The sequence below is a fragment of the Streptacidiphilus sp. P02-A3a genome (assembly GCF_014084105.1).
Classification (GTDB): domain Bacteria; phylum Actinomycetota; class Actinomycetes; order Streptomycetales; family Streptomycetaceae; genus Streptacidiphilus.
In genome coordinates this window covers 850424-872660 of sequence record NZ_CP048289.1, presented here as the reverse complement: position 1 = coordinate 872660, position 22237 = coordinate 850424, and the positions used below count along the sequence as shown (strand labels likewise).

19 protein-coding genes are annotated in these 22237 nt (G+C 73.6%); 6 read left to right on the top strand and 13 right to left on the bottom strand.

Going from position 1 to position 22237, the window contains the following annotated elements:
* Nucleotides 1-858: 858 nt before the first annotated feature.
* From GXP74_RS04100 to GXP74_RS04085, 4 genes are all read right to left on the bottom strand, one after another.
* A complete protein-coding gene (locus GXP74_RS04100; RefSeq protein ID WP_182450049.1) occupies nt 859-1332 on the bottom strand; it encodes an ATP-binding protein in 474 nt (157 codons plus the stop codon).
* Between the two features lie 425 nt (nt 1333-1757).
* The gene (locus tag GXP74_RS04095) at nt 1758-2759 is read right to left on the bottom strand and encodes an acyl-CoA dehydrogenase (RefSeq protein WP_182450048.1); all 1002 of its coding nucleotides are present in this window, start codon (nt 2757-2759) and stop codon (nt 1758-1760) included.
* Nucleotides 2759-3970 (bottom strand): acyl-CoA dehydrogenase family protein, encoded by a 1212-nt coding sequence (locus tag GXP74_RS04090; protein WP_182450047.1) that lies wholly within the window; start codon nt 3968-3970, stop codon nt 2759-2761. The genes GXP74_RS04095 and GXP74_RS04090 overlap by 1 nt, the downstream gene beginning before the upstream one ends.
* A 46-nt stretch (nt 3971-4016) precedes the next feature.
* Nucleotides 4017-5273, bottom strand: a complete 1257-nt coding sequence (locus GXP74_RS04085; protein ID WP_182450046.1) for an amidohydrolase family protein — start codon at nt 5271-5273, stop codon at nt 4017-4019.
* A 122-nt stretch (nt 5274-5395) separates the two neighbouring features.
* Between GXP74_RS04085 and GXP74_RS04080 the strand changes: the two genes are divergently transcribed.
* From GXP74_RS04080 to GXP74_RS04070, 3 genes are all read left to right on the top strand, one after another.
* Nucleotides 5396-6058 (top strand): isochorismatase family protein, encoded by a 663-nt coding sequence (locus tag GXP74_RS04080; protein ID WP_182450045.1) that lies wholly within the window; start codon nt 5396-5398, stop codon nt 6056-6058.
* A 71-nt stretch (nt 6059-6129) separates the two neighbouring features.
* Nucleotides 6130-7857: a class I adenylate-forming enzyme family protein gene (locus GXP74_RS04075; RefSeq protein ID WP_182450044.1), complete on the top strand. Its 1728-nt coding sequence runs from the start codon at nt 6130-6132 to the stop codon at nt 7855-7857.
* Nucleotides 7858-8159: 302 nt separating this feature from the next.
* Entirely contained in the window at nt 8160-9275 is a 1116-nt protein-coding gene (locus GXP74_RS04070; RefSeq protein WP_182450043.1) for an esterase family protein, read from the top strand.
* A 33-nt stretch (nt 9276-9308) separates the two neighbouring features.
* On the opposite strand, the gene GXP74_RS04065 is transcribed toward GXP74_RS04070, so the two are convergent.
* On the bottom strand, nt 9309-10217 hold the full coding sequence (locus GXP74_RS04065) for a UTP--glucose-1-phosphate uridylyltransferase (protein ID WP_182450042.1): 909 nt from the start codon (nt 10215-10217) through the stop codon (nt 9309-9311).
* On the opposite strand from GXP74_RS04065, the gene GXP74_RS04060 reads away from it, so the two are divergent.
* Nucleotides 10216-10356 (top strand): hypothetical protein, encoded by a 141-nt coding sequence (locus GXP74_RS04060; protein WP_182450041.1) that lies wholly within the window; start codon nt 10216-10218, stop codon nt 10354-10356. The two genes, GXP74_RS04065 and GXP74_RS04060, sit on opposite strands and share 2 nt — an antisense overlap.
* Here the strand turns inward: GXP74_RS04060 and GXP74_RS04055 are convergent.
* The 6 genes from GXP74_RS04055 to GXP74_RS04030 form a co-directional block, all read right to left on the bottom strand.
* Nucleotides 10343-12505, bottom strand: a complete 2163-nt coding sequence (locus tag GXP74_RS04055) for a bifunctional glycosyltransferase family 2 protein/CDP-glycerol:glycerophosphate glycerophosphotransferase (RefSeq protein ID WP_225447704.1) — start codon at nt 12503-12505, stop codon at nt 10343-10345. The genes GXP74_RS04060 and GXP74_RS04055 overlap by 14 nt on opposite strands.
* Before the next feature lie 47 nt (nt 12506-12552).
* Nucleotides 12553-12951 (bottom strand): STAS domain-containing protein, encoded by a 399-nt coding sequence (locus GXP74_RS04050; protein WP_255528074.1) that lies wholly within the window; start codon nt 12949-12951, stop codon nt 12553-12555.
* A gap of 201 nt (nt 12952-13152) precedes the next feature.
* Nucleotides 13153-14022, bottom strand: coding sequence for a formyltetrahydrofolate deformylase (gene purU / locus GXP74_RS04045; protein WP_182450040.1), 870 nt, complete (start codon nt 14020-14022; stop codon nt 13153-13155).
* A 77-nt stretch (nt 14023-14099) separates the two neighbouring features.
* Nucleotides 14100-14549, bottom strand: a complete 450-nt coding sequence (locus GXP74_RS04040; protein WP_182450039.1) for a hypothetical protein — start codon at nt 14547-14549, stop codon at nt 14100-14102.
* Nucleotides 14550-14677: 128 nt separating this feature from the next.
* Nucleotides 14678-16024: a hypothetical protein gene (locus GXP74_RS04035; RefSeq protein ID WP_182450038.1), complete on the bottom strand. Its 1347-nt coding sequence runs from the start codon at nt 16022-16024 to the stop codon at nt 14678-14680.
* Between the two features lie 177 nt (nt 16025-16201).
* Nucleotides 16202-17581: a transcriptional regulator gene (locus GXP74_RS04030; RefSeq protein ID WP_182450037.1), complete on the bottom strand. Its 1380-nt coding sequence runs from the start codon at nt 17579-17581 to the stop codon at nt 16202-16204.
* 244 nt (nt 17582-17825) lie between these two features.
* Here GXP74_RS04030 and GXP74_RS04025 point away from each other — a divergent pair, with 244 nt between their 5' ends.
* Nucleotides 17826-18530, top strand: a complete 705-nt coding sequence (locus GXP74_RS04025; RefSeq protein WP_182450036.1) for a bifunctional DNA primase/polymerase — start codon at nt 17826-17828, stop codon at nt 18528-18530.
* Between the two features lie 420 nt (nt 18531-18950).
* Here GXP74_RS04025 and GXP74_RS04020 read toward each other — a convergent pair whose 3' ends face one another.
* On the bottom strand, nt 18951-19640 hold the full coding sequence (locus tag GXP74_RS04020; protein WP_182450035.1) for a metal-dependent transcriptional regulator: 690 nt from the start codon (nt 19638-19640) through the stop codon (nt 18951-18953).
* A gap of 211 nt (nt 19641-19851) precedes the next feature.
* Here GXP74_RS04020 and GXP74_RS04015 point away from each other — a divergent pair, with 211 nt between their 5' ends.
* A complete protein-coding gene (locus GXP74_RS04015; RefSeq protein WP_182450034.1) occupies nt 19852-20601 on the top strand; it encodes an SIS domain-containing protein in 750 nt (249 codons plus the stop codon).
* A gap of 15 nt (nt 20602-20616) precedes the next feature.
* Here the strand turns inward: GXP74_RS04015 and GXP74_RS04010 are convergent, their stop codons facing one another.
* On the bottom strand, nt 20617-21981 hold the full coding sequence (locus GXP74_RS04010; RefSeq protein WP_182450033.1) for a PAS domain-containing protein: 1365 nt from the start codon (nt 21979-21981) through the stop codon (nt 20617-20619).
* Nucleotides 21982-22237: the final 256 nt, after the last annotated feature.

Sequence of the window (22237 nt, the reverse complement as noted above, 5' to 3'; positions counted from 1 at the left end):
CACCGGCGGCGACCGGCGGCGATCGCGCCCCGCGCCCGGCGGCCGGAACAGAACGGGTGGCGAGGCGCCGCGCGGCCCCCCGCACTGGCCGCTCGGAATCCCGCCACCCGGTCTCGACGCCGGGGGTCCCACCGAAGTGGCCGCCCCTGCCCTGTCCCCGCGCCGATCGGACCCGCTCTCGCCAAGGACGCGCCCCTACGGCCGACGGCCGCTCGCGCCCTCAACGTCCCCTCACCACGAGTCCGGGTTCAAGCGTGATCAGCCGGACACGCCACGTCAATGGCCAGCCCGGGATTCGGATTGGTTGCGTACGCTTTCGGTCGCGGCCCCGGGGGCCGGCTGACTGGAATTCGCCCCTCCGTACGAACTACTCACCGCGGCCCGTCAATCCCCCGCCCAGGACTGTGCGACCGGGCCCGCGAACCGACCCCGCCCCGGGCCCGCGACCACCGCGCGCGACCCGGGCCGCGCCCGGACGCTGAGCGTCGTCGCTGGTCAACGCGGGGTCACCAGGCCGGATCAGGGCCCAGGGCGGCCCCTCGGACGTCCACGGAGGTCCCCGGCGGCGCCGCGCCGCCGGGGTGGTCCGCACCGGCGGACGCCGTCGCCGCGACCCGGCGCGGAACCCGGTCGCCCGGCGCCGGGCCCGGACCGGCGGGCCGCGCGGCGATCACGGTTATCTGGGCGTTTTCTCGGCGAGACCGAATTGTGGCCGTCAATCGCCGCGCCCGGCAGCGGATCGGGGCGGCCCCGAAAGACCGCCGCAGCAGCGCATTTATGCCAATTTCCCGGATGATGGGCGCAATCGGTCCGTCCGCGATCATTCGTGCCGATAGCGCACCGGGGCCGGTCGGCCGGTCAGCCCACCAGCAGCCGTTGCAGGCCGAGCGCCGCGACGTCGCCGAGAGCCGGGACCGGCGTGGTCCGCTCGAACTGCTCGATCTCGCACCAGACCCGCTTGCCCGCGCCGTCCGGGTGCCAGCCCCAGCGGTCGGAGAGGCAGTCCACCATCTCCAGGCCGCGCCCGCTGGTCGACTCGCCCCTGGCGCAGCGCCGCTGCGGCGGCTGCGCGCTGCTGTCGGCGACCTCGATCCGCACCGGCCGCCGCCCGGCGTCCGCGCCGACCGGGAAGACCAGCCGCAGCACCGCCGGACACCCGGTGTGCACCACCGCGTTGGTGACCAGTTCGGAGATCACCAGTATCAGCGTCTCGGCCAGCGGCGCGTCCGGGTCGACCCCGCACCCGTGCAGCCGGGACCGGGCCCACCGGCGGGCCCGCCCGACCTCGGCCGGATCGGCCGCTACCGCGATCTGCACCTGAAGCACCTGCACCGCTCACACCACCCGTACTTGCGGGATCAGTCGTGCCTTGGAAGATGAGGGGCCCGAGCGGCGGCGTCCTGGGTGCCACCGGCCATGCCCCGCAACGGAACTGACCCAGGATGATTCGCCCGCGCCAATCACGGCAAGCGCTTCGGGCATATTCCACCGCAGCGGCCGTCGCGAGGTGCATACTGCCCCCGCAGGCCCCCGCGCCGTGGTCACGGACCCCGGCGGAGTGCCGGTGGATGTCACAGCGCACCAGGTGAGAGCCCTTGTGGCGAACCGCCCGTGTGCCCGCTGCCGCTCACCCGGCCCCTGATCCGTTCGCATCTGTGGAGCGTAACCGAACCGTTCCCGGAACAGCGGCAACCTGCTTGCGTCCCGGCAAAACCACCCTTCCTACAAGTGTCCACAGCCGAGCGTCCGCGGGCCGGTCACCGCGACCCGTCCGCGAGCACCTGCCCGGCCAGCTCCTCGGCACACTCCCGGGCCCCGGCGAACGACCGCTGCCACACCCAGGCGCGTTTCAGCAGCAGCTGGACGTCGGCCTCCCAGGTGAACCCCATGCCGCCGTGCACCTGCAGGCAGTCGCGCGCGCCGCGCGCCGCCGCCTCGTCCGCGAGCAGCTTCGCGCCCGCCACCTCGGCCCGGGCCCGCGGCGTCAGTTCGGGCCCCGCGGACAGCAGGACCGCCGCCGCCCGGACCGCGACCCGGGCCGGCTCCAGCCGCCCGAGCATGTCCGCGCACAGGTGCTGCACCGCCTGGAAGGCTCCGATCGGCTGCCCGAACTGCTCCCGCTGCCGGGCGTACTCCACCGCCGAGCGCACCGCCCGCGCGGCCAGGCCCACCTGCGACGCGGCCGTCAGCAGCGTCCCCTCCGCCCAGATCCGGGCCGGGTCCGCGCCGTCGATCCGCGTCCCGGCCGGGAGCGTCCCGGTGACCTCCCACAGCGGCGTCAGCGGATCCACCCCGCGCACCGGCCGGGCCAGCGGCAGCACCTCGGCCGGGTCCAGCAGCCGCAGCTCCCCCGCTGCCGAGTCCAGCACCAGCAGCGCCTCCAGCTCCGGCAACTGCTCGACCAGCAGCGGTCCGCGCCCCGGCGGCAGCCGCAGCAGCGCCGCCACCGGCGCCGAGCCCGGCCCCAGCACCCCGTGCGCCGCCGCGAGTTCGCTGGCCACCAGCGGGCCCGGCAGCAGCGAGCCGCCCACCTCCTCGAACACCAGCGCCGCCTCGGCCGGGCCCAGGCCCAGGCCGGTCGGACCGGTCGCGCGCAGCGAGAACAGCCCGGCCGCGCGCAGCTCCGCCCAGAGCGCGCGGTCCAGCGGGCCGCCCGCGTCCACCGCGGCCCGCAGCCGCTCCCGGTCGTACCTGGCCGCCAGCAGCGCGCGGATCCCGGACCGCAACTGCCGCTGGTCCTCGGTCAGTCGGAAGTCCATCAGCCGCCCCCCGCTCCGCTGCGCCCCGGGCGCGGCAGGCCGAGCACCCGCTGCGCCACGATGTTCCGCTGGATCTGCGAGGTGCCCGCCGCGATGGTGTACGACAGGCCCTGCAACCGCTGCGCCGTCCACGCCGGTTCGGCCGGGTCGGACCGGTCGGCCTGGTCGGCCTGGTCGGGCAGCAGCAGCGCGCCGCTGCCCAGGACCTCCGCCGCCAGGTCGTAGAGCCGCTGCCGGGCCTCCGAGAAGCGCAGCTTGAAGACCGAGGCACCGGCCCCGGGGACGCCGCCCGCGCCCGCCTCGGAGACGTTCCACTGCACCAGCCGCCACAGCGCGGTGAACTCCGCCGCCAGCAGCCCGATCCGGCGCCGCAACTCGCCGTCGTTCCAGGCCCCGTCGCGGGCCGCTCGCGCGGCCAGGGCGCCGAGCGCCCGGCGTCCGGCCAGCACCTCGCTCGCGAAGGCGGTGCCGCGCTCGAAGGAGAGGGTCACCATGGTCACCCGCCAGCCGTCGTTCTCCGCGCCCACCCGGTTGCCGACCGGGATCCGCACCTCGTCCAGGAACAGTTCGGCGAACTCGGCGGTCCCGGCCAGCGTCCGCAACGGGCGGACGGTCACCCCGGGGGCGTCCATCGGCAGGATCAGCCAGCTGATGCCCCGGTGCCGGGGCGCCTCCGGGTCGGTGCGGACCAGCAGCTCGCACCAGTCGGCGACTTCGGCGTGGGAGGTCCAGATCTTGCTGCCGCTGACCACGTACGCGTCACCGTCGCGGACCGCGCGGGTGCGCAGCGCCGCCAGGTCGGAGCCCGCGCCCGGTTCGCTGAAGCCCTGGCACCAGACCTCCCGGCCGCTGAGGATCGGCGGCAGGTAGCGGCGCCGCTGCTCGGCGCTGCCCTCGGCGGCGATGGTCGGCCCGGCGTGCAGCAGGCCGACGAAGTTGGCCCCGACATAGGGGGCCCCGGCCCGCTCGGTCTCCTCCAGGTAGATCAGGTGCTCGGCCGGGGTCGCGCCGCTGCCGCCCGCCTCGACCGGCCAGTGCACCCCGGCGTACCCGGCGTCGTACAGCCGTCGCTGCCAGGACGTGTCGTAGGCGCGGCGTCCGGGCCAGTCGTCCGGGTCGGGCGGCGGCGGCAGCTCCGGCAGGGTCTTCCCCAGCCAGTCGCGCAGCCCGCGCCGGAAGGCCGCCTCGGCGGCGGTGTCGCTCAGGTCCACACCGGTCTCCTCCCCACCGGACCCGCGGTCGACACGGGCACCCGGGTCAACGTAGCGGCCTGCCGCCGAGGTCGAGGTGCCGGTCCAGGTCGAGCCCGAGCATCCGGATGGCGTTGCCGCGCATGATCTTGTAGACCACCTCCGGCGGCAGTCCGGCGACGTGGTCCAGGGCGACCGCCCTGGTGTCCGGCCAGGTGGAGTCGACGTGCGGGTAGTCGGTCTCGAAGGTGACGTTGTCCACCCCGACCGCGTCCAGCGAGGCGATGCCGTGCTTGTCCCGGAAGAAGCAGGCGAAGACCTGCCGGTAGTAGTAGCTGGACGGCGGCTCCGGCACGGTGTCCCGCACGCCGCCCCAGGCCCGGTGCTCCCGCCAGACGTCGTCGGCGCGTTCCAGGGCGTACGGGATCCAGCCCATCTGCCCTTCGCTGTAGGCGAGTCTGAGCCGAGGGAAGCGCACCAGGACGCCGGAGAAGAGGTAGTCGGCGAGCGAGGCCATGGCGTTGTTGAAGCTGAGCGTGGCCTGGACGGCCGGGGGCGCGTCCGGCGAGGCGGCGGGCATCTGCGAGGACGAGCCGATGTGCATGCAGACGACGGTGCCGGTGGCCTGGCACTCGGCGAAGAACGGGTCCCAGTAGCCGCTGTGGATGCTGGGCAGGCCCAGGTAGGTGGGGATCTCGCTGAAGCAGACCGCGCGCACGCCGCGCGCGGCGTTGCGGCTGACCTCGGCGACGGCCAGGCCGACGTCCCACAGCGGGATCAGGCAGAGCGGGATCAGCCGCCCGCCGCTGTCCCCGCACCACTCCTCCACCATCCAGTCGTTGTAGGCCCGGACGCAGGCCAGCGCCACCTCCTTGTCGTGGGCCTCGGCGAAGGTCTGGCCGCAGAACCGGGGGAAGGTGGGGAAGCAGAGCGAGGCCTCGACGTGGTTGTCCCGCATGTCCTCGATCCGGGCCTTGGGATCCCAGCAGCCCCGGCGCATCTCCTCGCGGGTGATCCCCTCCAGCGTCATCTCGTCGCGGTCGAAGCCGACGGCGGCGATGTTGCGCTTGTACGGGAACCGCAGGTCCTCGTAGATCCACCAGTCGGTAGGCGGCCCCGCCGGGTCCATGGTGATCCGGTACCTGCCGCCGACGTAGGCCAGCTCGCCGATCCCCGCCCGCAGCGGCTTCGGGCCCCGGTCCCGGTATCTGACGGGTAGCCAGGTGTCGAACAGGTGCGCCGGTTCGATCACGTGGTCATCGACGCTGACCACCAGCGGCAGGTCGTCGGTTGACGTCGCGTCAGGTACTCCGGCGTGGTCCATGCGCGCTCCCTCCGAGGTCCGGCTGCGCGGACCCTTTACCTGACGCTCCGTCAGATTCAGACTAGTGAGCCGGACTGCGGGCGGCAAGCGCCCGGAGGGGTGAGACGGCGGGAGGAACGGTGATGTCCCCACGGCTCGACGCACTGCCGGGCGGGCTGCTCGACCCGGCGCGGTCGGCGCTGGTCACCTGCGAGTGCCAGTACGGCGTCCTCGGCCCGGACGCGGTGTTCCCGGCACTGGCCGAGGCCGCCGCCGCGGTGGAACTGGTGGCCCAGGTCGGCCGACTGGTCGCCGCCGCGCGGACGGCCGCCGTACCGGTGCTGCACTGCACCGCGCTGCGCCGGGCGGACGGCCTGGGCGCGAGCGGCAACGCCCGGCTGTTCGCGGCGGCAGCCAGGTCGCCGGTACCGCTGGCCCCGGGCTCGGCGGCGGCCGCGCCGCACCCCGGGATCGGCGCCGACCCCGAACGCGACCTGGTGCTGTCCCGACTGCACGGCCTCGGCCCGTTCCAGGACACCGGACTGGCCCCGGCCCTGCGCAACCTCGGCGCGGACACCGCGGTCTGCGTCGGGGTGTCGCTGAACGTGGCGCTGCTGGAACTGGTGCTGGGCCTGGTCGGCGCGGGCTTCCAGGTGGTGCTGCCGCGCGACGCGGTGGCCGGGACACCGCCGGAGTACGGCCGCGCGGTACTCCGGCACACCCTGGCCCTGGTGGCCACGGTCACCGACACCGCCGCCGTCGCCGGACACTGGCTGGCCACCGCCCGCCCGACACAGGACACTTGAGCCGCGCGCGGTGCGCTCGGTACTGTGCAGTCCCGCCTGATGGTCAGTCAGACTCCTTTGAGAGGACCACGATGAGCAGCAGCGGCAGCCGCCCGCCCGCCGATCCCGCCGACGCCCGGACGCTCTGGCAGCTGCTGGAGAGCCGGGTGGCGCTGACTCCGGACGCGCCGATGCTGATCCAGGAGCTGCCGCGGCCGCTGACCGGACCGGCGGACCGGGTGCTGACCTTCCGCGAGGTGCGCGACCGGGCCGAACGGATCGCCGCCGGGCTGCGCGAGCGGCACCGGGTCGGCGAGGGCACTCCGGTCGCCTGGCAGCTGCCGACCCGGGTGGAGACGGTGCTGGTCTCGCTGGCGCTGTCGCGGCTGGGCGCGGTGCAGACCCCCGTCATCGCCATCTACCGGGGGGCCGAGGTCGGCCGGATCCTGCGCGACTCCGGGGCCCGGCTGTTCCTGGTGCCCGGGGTGTGGCGCGGCTTCGACTACTGCCGGCTCGCCCGGGAGCTGTGCGCGGACTGGCCCGAGCCGCCGGAGGTCCGGGTCGCCTACGCGGCGGCCGACCTGCCCGAGGGCGATCCGGCGGCGCTGCCCCCGGCGCCGCGCACCGATCTCAGCGACGAGCGCGCGCCGATCCGCTGGGTCTACTACACCTCCGGCAGCACCGGCGTGCCCAAGGGCGCCCGGCACACCGACCGGACGCTGATCGCCGGGGGCGTCGGCCTGGCCGGGGCACTGCGGACGGGCCCGGCGGACGTGGGGTCGATCGCCTTCCCGTACGCGCACATCGGCGGCCCGGACTACCTGGTCACCATGCTGGTGCAGGGCTTCCCGGCGCTGCTGACCGAGGTCTTCGCGCTGCCGGACGCGCTGCCCGCGTACCGCCGCAACGCGGTCACCGTGGCGGGCGGGAGCACCGCCTTCTACGCGGCCTTCCTCGCCGAGCAGCGGAAGCTGCCGCCGGGCGAGCGGCTGCTGCCCAGCCTGCGGCTGATCTCCGGCGGCGGCGCGCCGCGCCCGCCGGAGATGTACCGCGAGGTGGCCGCCGAGCTCGGCTGCGTGCTGGCGCACGGCTACGGCATGACCGAGGCCCCGGCCATCTGCATGGGCTCCCCGGTGGACACCCCCGACCAGCTGGCCCACACCGAGGGCCGCCCGGTGGCCGACGCGGAGGTCCGGATCGTCCGCCCGGGCCCGACCACCGGGAAGGCGGATCCCGGCGACGCGGGCATCGGTGAGGCGGGCATCGGCGACGCGGGCATCGGTGAGGCGGGCATCGGCGACGCGGGCCTCGGCGAGACCGGTGAGGTCTGGCTCCGCGGGCCGATGGTCTGCCGGGGCTACACCGACCCCGAGCTGACCGCCGGGGCGTTCGCCGCCGGGGGCTGGTTCCGCACCGGCGACCTCGGCTACCTGCGTCCGGACGGCCATGTGGTGCTCACCGGGCGGCTGAAGGACCTGATCATCCGCAAGGGCGAGAACATCGCCCCGCAGGAGATCGAGGACCTGATCTACCAGGACCCGCGGGTCGGTGGCGTGGCCGTGGTCGGCCTGCCGGACCCGGTACGCGGGGAACGGGTGTGCGCGGTGGTCGAGCGGCGCCCGGGGCTGGAGCCGCCGACGCTGGCCGAGATCGCGGCCCGGCTGCGCGCGGCCGGGCTGATGGCGCAGAAGATCCCCGAGCAGCTGGAGGTGGTGGACGCGCTGCCACGCAACGAGACCCTGCGCAAGGTGCTGAAGCACGAGCTCAGGGACCTGTTCGCGGCCCTCCCGTGGACCGATCCCGCCCCGCCGCCGAACTGAGCGCCGAACTGAGCGCCGAACCGGCGCGCGAACCGGCGCGCGAGCCGCTTCCGAGCCGCCGACCAGGGCCGGTCGCTCCCCGCCACCCGGCCATAGCGGCGTCATCCATTGGTATGAAAATCTTCACGATCTCCAAGGTAACCTCAAGGTAAACTCGCCTCCCGGAGCCGCCCCTGCGGCTGTGAAAATGCCGCTGGTCGCAACGGGGCGCCCACCGGCTGCGTCACAACTTGCGGATTCCGTCCAGCTGCCCTCCACCTGACGGCAGCGGTCGACGGCGGGAGGATCCGGAAGGGTTACCGATGAGTCTTACAGGAACGCCGTTCTTCGCCGTCACCATCGCGCTGGTGGTGCTGGCGGTCGTCGGCATGGCCGTGCTCTGGAACCGGATACCCGGACCGACCCTGGCCAGGGTCTCCGCCCGGGTCGGGCTCACCCTGTTCAGCCAGGCCGCGGCGGTGCTCATGGTGCTGGTGTACGTGAACAACAGCATGGGCCCGTTCTACGACAGCTGGGGCGACCTCTTCGGCGACAACGCCACCGTCCAGCTCACCGGCGGTGCCACCGGCACCAGCTCGACCGGCCCGAGCAGCAGCCCCAGCGCCGCCGCCCAGGCCGAGAAGCTCACCTTCACCACCTACACCACCGGCGTGCTGAAGACCAAGGCGGTCGGCCCCGAGTCGCGGATCAAGGGCAGCCTGTACGTCTGGCTGCCGCCGCAGTACAACCAGCCGCAGTACGCGCACACCGCCTTCCCGGTGGTCGAGCTGCTGCCGGGCACCCCCGGCACCCCGCAGGCCTGGTTCGGCACCATGAAGGCCAACGCCGAGCTGCAGAAGCTGATGGGCGAGGGCAAGGCCAAGCCGATGATCCTGGTCTCGGCCACGCTCAACATGTTCGGCGGCGGCAACGACTCCGGCTGCGCCAACCTGCCCGGCAGCTACCAGACCGCGACCTGGCTGGCCAAGGACGTGCCGAACCTGGTCAAGAAGAACTTCCGGGCCGCGCCCACCTCCGCGAACTGGGCGATCATGGGCTACTCGGCGGGCGGCTACTGCGCGGCCAACCTCACCGTGCAGTACCCGGCCAGCTTCCACGCCGCGGTCAGCATGTCCGGCTACAACGCCCCGGACGCCTCGATAGTCACCAGGGACCCGCGGCTGACCGCCGCCAACAACCCGTACCTGGTGCTGAAGGCCGAGCGCCAGCAGCCCGACATCGTGCTGCTGGCGGCCGGGTCGCTACAGGACCCGGGCACCGTTCCGGACGCCCGGGCGCTGATAGGCGTGCTGCGGCACCCGGGATCGAGCCGGGTGATGGTCCTGGACAAGGGCGACCACACCACCGCCGTGTTCCAGACCATGCTGCCGCAGTCGCTGGTCTGGCTCTCCCAGCAGATCACCGCCGGAAGCGCCTGAAGCGCCGCAAGCGCCGGGAGCACCGGAGCGGCGTCAGCCGGTCGCCGGTCCGTCCAGCTCCCGGGCGGCCAGCTCGCGCAGCAGCGGACCGTACTCGGGGTGCGCCAGCGCCGAGGCGAACTGGGCGACCAGGTAGTCCGCCGGGTTGCCGGTGTCGTACCAGCGGCCCTGGATCACCTGCCCGTACACCGCGCGGCTGGTCGCGTAGGCGTTGATCGCGTCGGTCAGGTAGACCTCGCCGGTGCGGTGCTCGTACCAGCGCTTGGTCTGCTCGCGCAGTTCGTCGATGATGCCCGGGGTGACCACGTAGCCGCCGATGGCCGCGAACGCGGACGGGGCGTCGGCCGGCTTGGGCTTCTCCACCAGGCCGGTGATCCGCAGCAGCCCGTCGTCCAGGTCCTCCTTCACCACCGGCACGCCGTACCGCTGGGAGTCGGCCGGCGCCATCGGCAGCAGCGCCAGCACCGGGCAGCTGGTCGCCTCGTACGCGCGGATCAGCTGCTGCGCGCGCGGCACCTCGGCCACGAACACGTCGTCCGGCCAGAGCACCAGTATCGGCTCGTCGCCGAAGTTCCGGGCCGCGTTCAGCACCGGGGTGCCGTTGCCGTACGGGCCGTGCTGGTCGAGGTAGGTGATGTGGCCGCGCCGGGACAGCTCGGCCACCTCCTCCACCGCGTCCGCGTAGGCGGTCTTGCCGTCCGCGCGCAGCTGGTCGACCAGCGCCGGGTTCGGCCGGAAGTGCTCCTGGATCAGCGACTTCCCGCCCGAGACGACGATGGTGATGTCGGTGATGCCGGACGCCACCAGCTCGCGCACGGTGTGCTCGATCACCGGCTTGTCACCGACCGGTAGCATCTCCTTCGGGGTGGCCTTGGTCAGCGGCAGCAGACGCGACCCCAGTCCGGCGGCGGGGATCACCGCCCTGCGGATCGTCGTGGGCATGAGTTCCTTCTCGGTCGTTCAAGGCGCCGCACCGGCCGGTACGGCACTCCCCCGACGCTACCAACCCGCCGCCGGGCCCGGCGGCGGCGCGGTGAACGCGACGGCGGCGCCCGGGGGCGGCGGGGTCACCGCGGCGTGAACACCTCGCGCACCACCCGCTCCGCCGCACCGCCGTCGTCCCAGGGGCAGAACCGGGCCCGGAACGCGGCGCGGGCCTTGGCCGCCTCCGGTCCGGCGGCACTGCCGTCCGTCAGCGCCTGCTCCAACTCGGCCTGGGTGGTGGTGAACAGGCCCGGCGGCTCGGCCCTGAGGTCGAAGTAGACGCCCCGGATCCGCTGGTACTCGGCCCAGTCGGGGGCGAACACCACGATCGGCCGGTCCAGCACCGCGTAGTCGAACATGACCGAGGAGTAGTCGGTGACCAGGATGTCGGCCGCGAGGTAGAGGTCCTCCACCGAGGGGTGGCCGGAGACGTCGAGCACGGTGCCCGCGCCCAGGTCCCGCTCCGCGTCCGCGTAGAAGTAGTGGGTGCGGACCAGCAGCGTGAAGTCCGGGCCGAGCGCCGCCGCCAGCGCCGCCAGGTCCAGCGCCGGGACGTAGCCCGGGTGCTGCTCCCGGTGGGTGGGCGCGTAGAGCACGGCGGTGCTCCCGGCGGGGATCCCCAGCCGCTCCCGGATCGCCGCCGTCTGGGCCGAAGTACCGTGCGACAGGCGGTCGTTGCGCGGGTAGCCGGTCTCCAGCACCCGGTACCGGCCGGGGTAGGCGCTGCCGAAGGCGGTGCTGGAGTGCGGGTTGGGCGACACCAGGTAGTCCCAGCGGGCCACGTGCTCCAGCATCCGCTCGAAATCCATGTCGCCGCCCGCCTCCGGACGGTCCCGCAGGTCCAGGCCGAGCAGCTTCAGCGGCGTCCCGTGCTGCGTCTGCAGATGCACCGAACCGGGCCGCTTGGTCATCGTGTGCGGGAAGTTGACGTTGTTCACCAGGTACTTGGCGGTGGCCATGGCCTTGTAGTAGCCGGGGGTGTTGGCCAGCACGTACGGGACGCCGGGCGGCAGCGCGGCGGCCTGGGCCCTGGTCTCCACCACCCACACCCCGCGCACCGCCGGGGCCAGCTCCCGCGCCTTCTCGTAGATCGCGGCCGGGTTGCAGGCGTAGCCCCGGTACCAGTAGGCGGCGTAGACGGCCAGCCCCTGGTCCAGCGGCAGCCGCCGGTACGCCTCGTAGAGCCCGCGCCGGGCCGCGCCCCGGGCCGCCCTGCGGGCGCCCCGGCTCAGCGTGCGGCCGCCCCGCCGCAGCGTCCGCGGCAGCGCCTGAAGCGGGCGCAGCTGCTGGTACGCGCCCCAGGCGTCGCGCTCCACCAGCCGGTACTGGACCCCGCGCAGGCCGCCCGGGTGGGCGTACCCGGCCGGGCGGTGCCGGCGGAAGTGCGCGGACGTGCGGCTGAAGAACTCCCGGCGCAGGCCGTCCGGCACCAGTCCCGGGGCGTCCAGGATGGTCACCGCCTGCTTGACCGTCCGGTCGAAGACCAGGCGGCGCAGCCGCGCCGGGGTGTCCGGGCGGCGGTCCAGGAAGTCGAAGATCGCGTCGTACTGGGCGAAGGCGTCGGCGTGCTTCGGCGAGGCGGTGTTGGTGATCGCGCCCTCGCGCTGCCGCCGGTAGAAGTAGCAGTCCCGGTCCAGGTAGCTGATCCGCTCGGCGGCCAGCAGCAGCGGATAGGTGACCGAGATGTCCTCGTAGTAGCCGTCGCCGAAGCGGACGCCGAGCCCGAGCAGGAAGTCGCGGCGGACCACCTTGTTCCAGGCCGAGAGGATCATCTGAAGCAGCGCGGGCCACTCGGCCAGGGTGAACGTCTCCGGCACGCCGTCGAGCAGCCGCCGCCAGGTGTCCGGCTCGGTGCTGCCGTCGGGGTAGACCCGGGCGAAGCCGGTGACCAGCACGTCCGGGCGGACGGCGGAGAGCCGCTCGGCGACGGCCGCGAGCGCGCCCTCGGCCAGCCAGTCGTCGCTGTCGACGAACCAGACGTAGTCGCCGGTGGCCTCGGCCAGACCGGCCTCGCGGGCGCCGCCGAGGCCCCGGTTGCGGTCCAGGTGCAGCACGGTGAGCCGGGGGTCGGCGGCGGCGCGGGCGTCCAGGATCGCCCCGCTGCCGTCGGGCGAGCAGTCGTCCACGGCGACGACCTGCAACCGCAGCTGCTCGGGGACGTCGTCCAGGATCGAGTCCAGGCAGCGCGGCAGGTAGTCGGCGACGCCGTACACGGGCAGGACGATGCTGAGGCTCACTGCGTTCACGGTCCCCGAGCCTACTGGTCCCGGCCGCGGGCCCGCCGTCCCCGGGCTCAGGCCGGGCGGGCGAGCGGGGCCGGGGGCGCGGGCGGCGCGGCGGCGGAGGCCACGTCCGGGTAGATGTCGAACAGCCGCCGCAGCCCGAGCGCGGTGAACACCCGGTCCACATGGCCGCCACCGGCCGCGCCGCCCGGACGGTCCGAGCCCGGGTCGGCGTCGGGCAGCACCAGCCGCAGGTCGCCGGAGCAGGACCGGAGCAGCCGCCGGGCGCCGATCAGCACCCCGACCCCGCTGGAGTCGCAGAACCGCACCGCGCCGAGGTCCAGCACCACCTGGCGGCGGCCCTCGGCCACCAGCCGGTGCAGTTCGGTCCTGATCTGCCCGCCGGTCACCAGGTCGATCTCACCCGCGACCCGGAGCACCGTCCAGCCCTGGTACCCCTCGGAACTCACCGTCAGTGTCGTCACGCTGCGCCGCAATTCTCAGCTCGTTGGGACAGGACCGGTCGGAATCAGTCACGATCAGCCGTGACAGGTGATCAGGTTACCGGGGCAGTTCGGACAAACAGCCGCGCCCCCGCCTGAGCGGGCGACAGTTTCACAACCCCGGCACAACCTCTCCGGCCATCCGGTCCGGGGCCCATGGCCCCCGGGTCAGCCGAAGACCACCGTCCGGCTGCCGTTGAGCAGCACCCGGTGCTCCGCGTGCCACTTCACCGCGCGCGCCAGCGCCTGGCACTCGGCGTCCCGGCCGAGCGCCACCAGCTGCTGCGGCGAGACGTCGTGGCTGACCCGGACCACCTCCTGCTCGATGATCGGGCCCTCGTCCAGCGCCGCCGTCACGTAGTGCGCGGTCGCGCCGATCAGCTTCACGCCCCGGGCGTGCGCCTGGTGGTACGGCTTGGCGCCCTTGAAGCTCGGCAGGAACGAGTGGTGGATGTTGATCGCCCGGCCGGTGAGCGCCTTGCACAGGTCGTCCGAGAGCACCTGCATGTAGCGGGCCAGCACCACCAGGTCCACCCGCTCCTGGTCGACCAGCTCCAGCAGCGCCGCCTCGGCCTCGGGCTTGGTGTCGGCGGTCACCGGGATGTGGTGGAACGGCACGTGGTACGAGGCGGCCAGCTCCTGGAAGTCGGTGTGGTTGGAGACCACGCCGACGACCTCCACCGGCAGCGCCCCGCTGCCCGCCCGGAACAGCAGGTCGTTCAGGCAGTGGCCGAACTTGCTGACCAGCAGCAGCACCCGGGTGCGGTGCGCGCTGGGGTGGATCTGCCAGTCCATCCGGAAGGCGTCACCGGTCGCCGCGAAGCTCGCGTGCAGCTTCTCCTGGGTGACCGGCGCCTCCGCCGAGAAGTGCACCCGCATGAAGAACAGGCCCGAGTCGCGGTCGCCGAACTGCTGGCTGTCGACGATGTTGCAGCCGGTACGGAACAGGTAGCTGGACACCGCGTGCACGATGCCCTGCTTGTCGGGGCAGGAGAGAGTCAATACGTACTGGTCCGTGCCGGGCTGCTGCTCTGCCACCGGGATGTCCTCTCGCGCGGTTCTCGCTCGTCAGAGGGTCCAGGGTGCCACAGGACGGCGGCACCGGCCGGGCCGTCTCACGCGCTGGTGCGCAGCAGGATTCCCAGCACCGCGAGCGAGCGCGGCGGCAGGTCCGGGTCCTCGCCGTCGTTGGCCGAGAGCAGCGCGTGCGCGTCCCGGCAGGCCCGGACGGCCTCCGGCCAGGCGTGGTGCTGGAGGTAGGCGCTGATCGGCGCGTCCGGGCCGACCTGGTGCAGGATCCGCAGCACCCGCAGCACCGCCGTGTCCACCAGCGCGGCCTCGGCGGCGTCCCGGAATATCGAGCCGACGTACTTCTCGGCGGACCAGCGGTCCAGCCAGGTGTCCTCGACCAGGCGGTACACGGCGTCGGTGACGTCGCCGTACCCGTCGCGGCCGAGGACCCAGCACTCCTGCTGGAACGCGGGGTCGCCGAGCATGTGCAGGGCTGAGCGGACCCGGGCCCGCCAGCGCCACCAGGGAATGTCAGTGAGCGGCATAGCGCCCATGCTGACGGAACGGGTGCCCGTTCGAGAAGTCCTGGAGGAACCCTGCTGCGAACCGCTCCGTGAATCCTGCACGGTGGTCGATCATACGTTCGCCACCGAACCGGCTGAGCGCCGCTCCCGCCGCCGGGTCACAGCTGGCTGCCGGACCGCTTGGGCATCCCGGTCGCCGCCGCGATCGCGTCCCACAGCTTGGACGCCTTGGCCTTCGCCTCGCTCGCCGTACCACTGGCCGCGTCGCCCTGGGCGAGCTCGCCGCCGGAGACCGGCTTGTGGGTGTGCGCGCAGCTGGCGGCGGACTGCCCGGCCCAGGCCGCGTAGTGGGTGTCCGCGTCGGCCGAGGCCTGCCAGCCCCGGCGCAGCTCGGCGACCAGCTCGGTGCCGTGGCTGAGCTGGTCGGTCTGGAGCAGCGCCAGCTGCTGGATCAGCTGCTGGCGCAGCCCGGCCGCCGTGGTCAGGTCCTTCTGCGACTGGCTGAGGCTCCGGCAGCCGTCGACGTTGCCGACCGCCGCGATCACCGCGGAGCGGCCGTTGGCCGCGGTCGCCAGCAGGTCGGAGAGCGCCTGCGCCTGCACCGTGCTCTCGCCGACGGCCCCGGCCGAGGCCGAGGGCGTGCTGCTGCTGGACGCGGCCGCGGCGGCGGTGCCGGACCCGCTGCCGCCACCGGCGGCCAGGGCCGCCGCGCCGACCCCGAGCACCGCGCAGACCGCGATCGCGGCTATCGCGATCGCCCGGTTGGAGAACCGCCGCCCGCCGCGACCGCCGCCCGCGCCACCGGGCCCGCCCGCGCCGGTCCCGCCGCCGGAGTAGCCGCCGCCCGGGTAGCCGGCCCCGGCCTGCTGCCCGTACGGCGGCTGCCGGTCGTAGCCGGACTGCGTCGGCTGCCCGTACGGAACCTGCTGGCCGTAGGAGGGCTGCGCCGGCTGCGGGTACGGCTGCGGTTCGGCGTAGCCGGGCTGGTAGCCCTGGTCATAGCCCTGCTCGTAGCCGGGCTGCTCCTGGTACCCGCCGTCGTAGCCGGGCTGCTGCTGGTAGCCGCCGCCGTAGCCGGGCTGGGGTTGCGGCTGCCACTGGCCGACCGTGGTCGGGCCGGACCGGTCGACCGGCGCGGCCGGGAACGGCGGCAGGAACTGGGTGGAGGCCTCCCCGCCGTCCGGCCGCGTCCCGCCGCCCATCGCGCCGGGGCCCATCGGACCGGGGCCCATCGCGCCGGGCGCCGGGCCGACGCCGGTGGCGTCGCCGAAGTACTCCGGTTGGCCGCTCGGCTGCTGTGGCGGCTGCTGCCCGTCCCAGGGCTGCGGCAGCATCTGCGTCTGCTGCGCCGGGCTGATCTCCGGCCGGTTCGGCGGGATCGGCTCGCGGGAGGAGTAGAGCACCTCGCCCGCGATCGTCCCACCGGTGCGGCTGCCGTCCATGGGCTCAGGGCGGAACAGGTCGTCCGGGGTCAACTCGTCGAAGTTGGGGCGGCGGTGGTTCAACGCGATTCCTCACTTCGCCCGGCATGGGCGCACTGCCCCCGCGGACGCGGGACCACTGGTCAGAACAGCATCCCACGCTACCGGTTCATCCTTAAGGGTGACCACGAACCTACCGGATTGTTGTCCTCCGCTCGTCATGTGCACCGGCCCGTGTCAACGACCGGGCCGGTCACAGCTTCAGGCCGCCGCCTCCGCCAACGTCCTTGCCTGGAACTCTCTTACCGCCCGCTGCTCGCGGTAGGGCTCAAGCCGCCGCCGGAAGTCGTCCAGGTACTCCGCGCCGCGCGCCGACCGCAGACCCGACATCAACTCGACCGCGCGCGCCCCGGTATCGCAGGCCTGGTCGAGGTCGTGCAGCTGCAACTGGGCGGTCGCCAGCAGCACCAGGTCCACCGCACGCCGCCGCACCCGCGTCTCCGGATGCGTCTTCAACGCCTCCTCGGCGTAGCGGGCGGACTGCATCGGCTGCTCCAGGTCCCGGTGGCAGTGCGCGAGTTCGTCGGCCAGGTAGGCCCGGTCGAAGTGCCCGATCCAGTCCGGGTCCTCCTCCGGGCGGCTGTGCTCCATCGCCTCGGCCGCCCGCCCGGCCACCGTCTCGCAGGAGCGGACGTCGCCCAGCAGCGCGTGTCCGCGCGCCTCGGCCACGTAGAACAGCGACATGGCCGTGGGGGTGGCCGCGCCCCGGGCGCCCTCCTGTGCGGCACGGGCGAGTTGGGCGATCTCCCGGGGGTTCCCCAGGTTCGCCGCCAGGTGGCTCATCGAGGCCGCCAGCACATAGGCCCCGTAGGCCCGGTCCCCCGCCGCCTGGGCCAGCCGCAGCGCCTGGATGTAGTAGCGCTGGGCCAGGCCCGGTTGGCCGGTGTCGATCGCCATGTACCCGGCCAGCTCGGTGAGTCGGGCCACCGCCGCGAACAACCGGCGTCCGGTGTCCTCCCGGTAGGAACCGGCCAGCAGTCCGGACACCACGCTGTTCAGGTAGTGCACCACCACCGGGCGCACATGGCCGCTGCCGAAGCGGTGGTCCAGCTCCACCAGCATCTGCGTGGTCGCGTGCACCGCCTCGACGTCGGCCGGGCCGACCCTGGGGCCGCCGCTGCGGGCCACCAGCGGGTCGGTGCCGGTGATCAGCCAGTCCCGGCTGGGTTCCACCAGCGCGGAGGCGGCCACGGACGCGCCGTTGAGGAAATCGCGGCGACCGACGTCGCTGCGCCATAGTTCGCACACCTGCTCGACCGCCCCGGCCAGGCTCGGCGAGAAGTGCAGGCCGATGCTGGACGAGGTGTTCTTCCCGTCGGCCATGCCGATCTCGTCGACGCTGACCGAGCGCCCCAGTTTCCGTCCGATGGCCTCGGCGATCACCGCCGGTGCCTGGCCCCGGGGTTGCTGGCCGCGCAGCCAGCGGGCCACCGAGGTCTTGTCGTAGCGCAGGTCGAGACCGTGCTCACCCCCGCAGAGGTTGACCCTGCGGGCCAACCCCGCATTGGAGCACCCGGCCTCTTGGATCAGCGATTGGAGCCGTTCGTTGGGCTGTCGTGCGACCAGCGGTCTGGCGGCCATGAGGATGCCTCCCCCTTGAACGTGCCCGACGTCAGTGGAGAGCAGGTCACCGATACGTGAATCTCTCTTAATGTCATGGCAATTGAGACAATCTGTTCAGGGTAGCGATCCGCCCCTGGGAAGAGATACCCGCGCCACGGTCCGCCACCCCATGTGCGCCCCCGTACGTGCATCGACGCGCCCCCCGTGGCCGATTCTTGCCGATCACCCGTAACCCGCCACGCCGCTGCCAGTTGTGCACGGCGTGGAAGACACCCTGGGAGCCCCCCGGTCGGCTGGACCGGCGCAGCAAGCCGCTCGTGACCTGCTTGTCGACGCCGCTGTGCGGTACGCCGAGGAACGGCACTGGGAGGTCGCGCCGGGCGCCTGGCTGATCGAGGAGGACGGCTTCGTACGCTGCTCCTGCGGCGACCACGCCTGCCCCGCCCCCGGCGCGCACCCGACCTCCGGCGACTGGTCCCGCAAGGCCAGCGCCGGTCCCGGCGTGGTCCGCCGCTGGTGGACGGAGAACCCGCTCGCCTCGGTGCTGCTGCCGACCGGCCGCACCTTCGACGCCATCGACGTACCGGAGATCGCGGGCTGCCTGGCGCTGGCCCGGATGGAGCGGATGGGCCTGGAGCTCGGCCCGGTGCTGGCCGTCCCCGGGGACTCCGCCGGCGGGGCGGGGCGCGGTCGGCGGCTGGTGTTCCTGGTGCTGCCCGGCTCACTGCCGAAGCTGCCGGACATCCTGCGCCGGCTCGGCTGGGGCCCCGGTCGGCTGGACCTGGTCGGCCACGGCGAGGGGGACTGGCTGATCGCGCCACCGACCCGGGTCGGCACCCTCGGCTACGCCCAGTGGGCGCGGGAGCCCAACAGCATGAACCGCTGGCTGCCGGAGGCCACCGAGTTGATCAACCCCATCGCCTACGCCTGCGGCCGTGAGGCTCCCCTGTCTGCCTCCGCGCAGTAGGACCGCCCGGCAGTCCCCCGCGGCCCGCCCCGACTTCCGACCGGAGCCCGGAAGATCATCGCTACCCGCGCGGACGAGTGGAAAAGCCCCACGTTCGAGTGACAGCGCTCAAGGATTGCCCGCCGCTGCCGAGGGGAGAAATCCGGACGTAAGCGTCCACGGCACGGCACGAAGGGAGAGCAGCGCGTCGAACCCCCGGAGGGGAAGCCGGGGGACCGGGGGGACCGATCGGGGGGACCGGGGGGTCGGGGGGGGTTCGAGGGGGCTCGGAGGGGTTCGAGGGGAAGACGCCCGCCGGGAGGCAGGCAGCGGACGGGGGACGGATGTGGATCGGCGCTCGGGGAAAAGAGCCGGTCCACACCCGGCCGCCATCTCGACGACCGGACGGACGCGGCGCGCGAGTCGGGCGGTGCGGGTCGGTCAGGTGGTCGCGACGAAGACGTGTGCCGCGATCTCGCTGTCCAGCTCGGCGGCCTCGCCACCGCTGCTCACCAGCACGCCGCCCGGCGCCGCCGTGACGTTGACCACCGCGCCCGGCTGCACCCCGGCCCGGCGCAGCGTGTACATGGTCTGCGCGTCGGTCTGGATCGGCTCGCCGATCCGCCGCACCACCACGTTCCGCCCCTCAAGGCCGGGCGCCAGCCCGTCCAGGCTGACCACGACCTCGTCGCCACCGGCGCCGGGGACGTCCCCGAGCTCCTCCAGACCGGGGATCGGGTTGCCGTACGGGGACTCGGTCGGATGCCGCAGCAGCTCCAGTACCCGGCGCTCCACCGCCTCGCTCATCACGTGCTCCCAGCGGCAGGCCTCGGCGTGGACCTGCTCCCACTCCAGGCCGATGACGTCGACCAGCAGGCACTCGGCGATGCGGTGTTTGCGCATGACCCTGGTGGCCAGCTGCCGCCCGGCCTCGGTGAGCTCCAGGTGGCGGTCGTCGGCGACCTGGAGCAGGCCGTCGCGCTCCATCCGCGCCACCGTCTGGCTCACGGTGGGGCCGCTCTGCTCCAGGCGCTCCGCGATGCGGGCGCGCATGGGCATCACGCCCTCCTCCTCCAGCTCGAAGATGGTGCGCAGGTACATCTCAGTTGTATCGATCAGGTGACCTGACATCGCCGCGGGCTCCGTTCCTCGTCGTCCTGCGTCGTCGCCCTGCCAGTCTGACGCATCGCACTGACAATCCGGCTGTTGTGGCCCGAGGCACTGTTGACAGCGGCCGTCCAGGCAGGGACCGTGCCTCCGGTGGACGGCGCCGAAGGCCGTTCACCGGCTCCGTACCAACCATCCCACAGCCGTACGACTCCGAAAGCGAGCGCACCCACCGATGAGCGATCTGGCCGGGCAGTACATCGACGCGGCGATCTCCCTGCTGGCGCGGGTCCGCGACGAGGAGGCCGAGAACATCGAGCTCGCGGCCGAGGCACTGGCCCGGACGGTGACCGAGGGCGGCCGGATCTTCGCCTTCGGGGCCGGGCACTCCTCGCTCGCCGCCCAGGACGTCGTCTACCGCGCCGGCGGGCTGGTGCTGATGAACCTGCTGGCCGTCCCCGGCGTCACCGGCGTGGACCTGGTCCCGGTGCACCTGGGCAGCGCCCTGGAGCGGGTGAGCGGCCTGGCCCCGACCGTGCTGGACGCCAGCCCGGCCCGCAGCGGCGACCTGCTGTTCCTGATCTCGCTCTCCGGACGCCAGGTGATGCCGGTGGAGCTGGCCGTGCACGCCCGGCAGCGCGGCCTGACCGTGGTCGGGGTGACCTCGCTGGCGTACCCCTCGGCGGTGACCTCGGGCCACCCCTCGGGGACCTTCCTCAAGGACCACTGCGACATCGTGCTGGACAACAAGATCGCGGTCGGCGACGGCGAGCTGACCGCGCCCGGCGCGGACACCACCTTCGGCCCGGTGTCCACGATCACCACCGTCGCGCTGATGCAGTCGGTGGTGGCCGCCGCCGTCGGCAAGCTGGCCGGGGAGGGCCTGGCCCCGCCGCTGTTCCGCTCCGGCAACGTCGACGGCGGCCTGGCCTGGAACGCCAAGCTGATGTCCGACCACAGGGAGCGGGTCTTCTACACCTTCTGAGCCGCACCCGCCGGACTACGCCCGCTGAGCCAGGTCGACCGCGGCGGCCACCCGGGCGGCGATGTCCTCGGCGTAGGCGGTGTCGGCCCGGTCGAAGCGCTGGCGGCCCGGGCCGCGCAGGAAGGTCAGCACGCCGACCGTCCGGCCCCGGCTGCGCAGCGCCGTGCACAGGCCGTGCACCGTCCCGGTCGGCCAGCGGCGCAGCGCCGCCCACTCCGGCTGCGGCGGGAGCCCGGTGTCGGACAGCACGACCGTCCCGGCCTGCTCCAGCGCCCGCCGCGCCGGGTGCACCTCGCCGTAGCGGGCCGGTATGCCGGTGGGCTCCAGCGCCGGATCCTGGCCGAGGCCGCCGACCGGCGACACCGCCGCCCGGATCAGGCCGGACCCGGGGCCGTCCGGGGCGCCCGCGGCGGTCGGCTCGGCCAGGTCCAGCAGCGCGTGGTCGGCGAACCCGGCGAGGACGAAGTCCAGGTAGCCGACCGCGCCGTCCATCGGGTCCTCGCACTCCGCCGCCGCCTGCCCGGCGCGGCGCAGCTGCGAGGCGCGGAAGCGCAGCACCGTGCCCTCCTGCTCGGCCTGCTCGTGCAGGGTGACGTCCTCGAAGAACCAGGCCACCCCGAGCGGCACCGGCTCCTCCCCCAGCGGCGAGCCGAGCCGGACGAACTCGCTGCGCCAGCAGCGGCGGCGGCCCGGATCGGCCCGCAGCGCGGCCCACAGCTTGACCCCGCTGAGCGGCTTCCCGGTGGCCAGCACGTGTTGCAGCGCGGCCTCCAGCTCCTGCACGCCGTCACCCAGGACCTCCCCCAGCGGGTGTCCGAGCAGGGCGCCGCGGTCGCAGTCCAGCCAGCGCGCGGCGGACTCGCCGACGGCGGCCGGGCGCAGGTCCGCGTCGACCAGCACCACACCGGTCGGGGCCTCGTCCAGCATGGCCTCGGCCAGGCCCAGTGAGCGCTCCAGCTCGACCTGCGCCCCGGCCTCGGAGAAGGCGAAGTAGAGGCCGAGCGGGCGGCCGTCGACGGCCGCCACCGGGTGCGCCTGGGCGCGCACCAGCACCCGGCGGCCGTCCCTGGTCAGCAGCGCGAACTCGTGCACCCGGCCGACCGGGGCCGCGCCGGGTGCGGCGGGCACGTCCGCCTGTCCGGCCAGCAGCCGGATCCGGACGTCGTCGGCGTCGCCGGGGCGCAGCGCCCAGCCGTCCAGCCCGCTGCGGCCCACGGCCTCGGCCGCGCTCCAGCCGAGCAGCCGGGTCGCCTCGCGGTTCCAGTGGGTGAGCACGCCGTCGCCGTCCATCGCGGCGAACCCGACCTCCATGCCGTCCAGCAGGGCGGCGAGCAGCCTGGCGTCCGCGTCGACACGCAGTACCGGTCCTTGGGCGTCCACTCCGCGCACCTCCCCTGGCGGTCTACGAACCGGGTGGGCTTCGAACCATGGGACATTCAACTCGCCCGCCCCGGTGGATACACCCCTTTCCACCAAAAATCCCCCGTAGGGGGAGGCCGAATAAATACCGTTGCCCCTCGGGGTGTGCGGTGCTTACAGTTGCCGCACACTCGAAAGGAGGTGATCCGGAGTATGAGTTTCTCTGGGACCAGTGAGGTGGCTGCTTCCTAGCAGCCCAGCAGAACCTTGGACTGTG

Excerpts from the sequence above, each read along its gene's own strand:
- GXP74_RS04095 (WP_182450048.1), bottom strand. The coding sequence starts at position 2,759 with ATGGACTTCCGACTGACCGAGGACCAGCGGCAGTTGCGGTCCGGGATC.
- GXP74_RS04085 (WP_182450046.1), bottom strand. The coding sequence starts at position 5,273 with ATGGACCACGCCGGAGTACCTGACGCGACGTCAACCGACGACCTGCCG.
- GXP74_RS04080 (WP_182450045.1), top strand. The coding sequence starts at position 5,396 with ATGTCCCCACGGCTCGACGCACTGCCGGGCGGGCTGCTCGACCCGGCG.
- GXP74_RS04075 (WP_182450044.1), top strand. The coding sequence starts at position 6,130 with ATGAGCAGCAGCGGCAGCCGCCCGCCCGCCGATCCCGCCGACGCCCGG.
- GXP74_RS04070 (WP_182450043.1), top strand. The coding sequence starts at position 8,160 with ATGAGTCTTACAGGAACGCCGTTCTTCGCCGTCACCATCGCGCTGGTG.
- GXP74_RS04060 (WP_182450041.1), top strand. The coding sequence starts at position 10,216 with ATGAGTTCCTTCTCGGTCGTTCAAGGCGCCGCACCGGCCGGTACGGCA.
- GXP74_RS04065 (WP_182450042.1), bottom strand. The coding sequence starts at position 10,217 with ATGCCCACGACGATCCGCAGGGCGGTGATCCCCGCCGCCGGACTGGGG.
- GXP74_RS04040 (WP_182450039.1), bottom strand. The coding sequence starts at position 14,549 with ATGGGCGCTATGCCGCTCACTGACATTCCCTGGTGGCGCTGGCGGGCC.
- GXP74_RS04030 (WP_182450037.1), bottom strand. The coding sequence starts at position 17,581 with ATGGCCGCCAGACCGCTGGTCGCACGACAGCCCAACGAACGGCTCCAA.
- GXP74_RS04020 (WP_182450035.1), bottom strand. The coding sequence starts at position 19,640 with ATGTCAGGTCACCTGATCGATACAACTGAGATGTACCTGCGCACCATC.
- GXP74_RS04015 (WP_182450034.1), top strand. The coding sequence starts at position 19,852 with ATGAGCGATCTGGCCGGGCAGTACATCGACGCGGCGATCTCCCTGCTG.